This window comes from Pseudomonas sp. BAY1663 (assembly GCF_000582595.1).
Lineage (GTDB): Bacteria > Pseudomonadota > Gammaproteobacteria > Pseudomonadales > Pseudomonadaceae > Stutzerimonas > Stutzerimonas stutzeri_AF.
Map to the genome: position 1 here is coordinate 1 of NZ_AZSV01000182.1, position 2067 is coordinate 2067.

The 2067-nt window shown below is 61.5% G+C and carries 2 protein-coding genes; both read left to right on the forward strand.

What is annotated here, in order from left to right:
* Positions 1-84 precede the first annotated feature (84 nt).
* The gene (gene tnpB, locus BAY1663_RS22590) at positions 85-444 is read left to right on the forward strand and encodes an IS66 family insertion sequence element accessory protein TnpB (RefSeq protein WP_003292067.1); all 360 of its coding nucleotides are present in this window, start codon (positions 85-87) and stop codon (positions 442-444) included.
* A 19-nt stretch (positions 445-463) separates the two neighbouring features.
* On the forward strand, positions 464-2023 hold the full coding sequence (locus tag BAY1663_RS22595; RefSeq protein WP_128576465.1) for an IS66 family transposase: 1560 nt from the start codon (positions 464-466) through the stop codon (positions 2021-2023).
* Positions 2024-2067 lie beyond the last annotated feature (44 nt).

The window sequence follows — 2067 nt, forward strand, 5'->3', positions numbered from 1 at the left end:
GTAAGCGCTCCATAAACCCCATCTTCAAACGAACCGATAGCCAGACGATGCTGCGCTCCTGATTTCTTTTCAGGAGCAGCTGCCATGATGCGTCCCGACGCCAAGGTGCAGAAGGTCTATCTCTATCCCAAGCCTGTCGACTTTCGTAAATCCATCAACGGCCTGGCGGCACTCGTCGAGTTGGATATAAAGGTGGAAGTGTTCAACCCGGTACTGTTCGTGTTCCTCAATCGCAGCCGCAACCAGGTGAAGATCCTCTATTGGGAGCGTAATGGTTTCTGCCTGTGGCTCAAACGCCTAGAGGCCGAGCGCTTCAAGACCAAGCCCGATGCCGGCGATGAGCCCATCGAGCTGACGGTCGACGAATTGAACTGGCTGCTCGACGGCATCGACCTCTGGCGAAACCGCCCTCATCAAGTCCTGACGCCGCGTTACGTGGCCTGAGCCGGTATAATCCACGGCCATGATTGCCGTGCCCGATACCCTTCCTGACGATCCCGACGCGCTCAAACAGTTGCTGTCGCAAGTGTTGCTGGCACGTCAATCTGATCTGAACAAAATCAGTCAACTTCAGGAACAGGTCGCTCTGCTGCGCCACAAACTGTTCTCGCCGAAGTCAGAGCGCAGCCCCGAGGATGCCGACTCGCCGCAGTTGGCCATGTTCAACGAGGCCGAAGAGCTGGTCGAAGAGGGTGCTTGCACTGACGAGCCAGGCGGTGATGGAGCTGAGGCAGAAGAGGTTATGGCGCCGCTCAAGCGCCGTGGCAAGCGCAAGCCGCTGCCGGCCAAGCTACCGCGTATTGACGTCATTCACGAACTGCCCGAGCACGCGCTGACCTGCGAGTGCGGCTGCCGCAAGCAGGCCATCGGCGAAGAAACCAGCGAGCAGCTGGAGATCATCCCGATGCAGGTGCGGGTGATCCGTCATATCCGCAAGACCTATGCCTGCAAGGCCTGCGAAGCGGCACCGGTCACCGCCGACAAGCCAGCCCAGCTGATCGAGAAAAGCCTGGCCAGCCCCAGCGTGCTGGCGATGCTGCTGGCCACCAAGTACGCCGACGGCATCCCGCTGTACCGCTTCGAGAGGATGCTCAGCCGGCACGGCATCGACATCTCTCGCCAGACCCTGGCGCGCTGGGTAATCCAGTGCGGCGAACAGCTGCAACCCGTGATCAACCTGATGCGCGACCGGCTGCTCGACTACCCGGTGCTGCACTGCGACGAAACCCGGCTGCAGGTACTGCATGAGCCGGGTCGTGACCCCACCACGCAATCCTGGATGTGGGTGCAAAGCGGTGGGCCACCCGACAAACCGGTGATCCTGTTCGACTACTCATCCAGCCGTGCGCAGGAAGTACCGCTGCGCCTGCTCGCAGGCTACCGCGGCTACCTGATGACTGACGACTATGCCGGCTACAACGCCGTGGCCGCACAAGAGGGCATCGAACGCCTGGCCTGCTGGGCGCATGCGCGACGCAAGTTCGTCGAAGCACAGAAGGTGCAGCCCAAGGGCAAGACCGGGCGCGCCGACATCGTGCTGAACCTGATCAATAAGCTTTACGGCATCGAGCGTGAGCTGAAAGAAGCCGACGACAGCGGGCGCCTCGCCGCCCGCCAGCAGCGCAGCCGACCGATCATCGACCAACTTAAGACCTGGCTGGACAAGACCCAACCACAGGTCGCCGGACAGACCGCCCTGGGCAAGGCGGTGAACTACCTGGCCAGCAACTGGAGCCGCTTGGTGCGCTACCTCGAAGGCGGCCACCTGCCAATCGACAACAACCGCGCCGAGAACGCCATCCGCCCGTTCGTCATCGGCCGCAAGAACTGGCTGTTCAGCGACACCCCGAAAGGCGCCAGGGCCAGCGCGCAGATCTACAGCCTGATCGAAACCGCCAAGGCCAACGGCCAGGAACCTTACGCCTGGCTGCGCCACATCCTCGAACGCCTGCCGACCGCCAGCAGCGTAGACGACTACGAAGCACTGCTGCCATGGAACTGCTCGCCAGCAACTGCATCCTGACTTGCGAACCTTGTTAGCGGTAGGTGGGTTTATGGAGCGCTTAC

What these genes read in the sequence shown, in the direction of transcription:
- tnpB (WP_003292067.1), top strand. Translation starts at nt 85, where the DNA reads ATGATGCGTCCCGACGCCAAGGTGCAGAAGGTCTATCTCTATCCCAAG.
- BAY1663_RS22595 (WP_128576465.1), top strand. Translation starts at nt 464, where the DNA reads ATGATTGCCGTGCCCGATACCCTTCCTGACGATCCCGACGCGCTCAAA.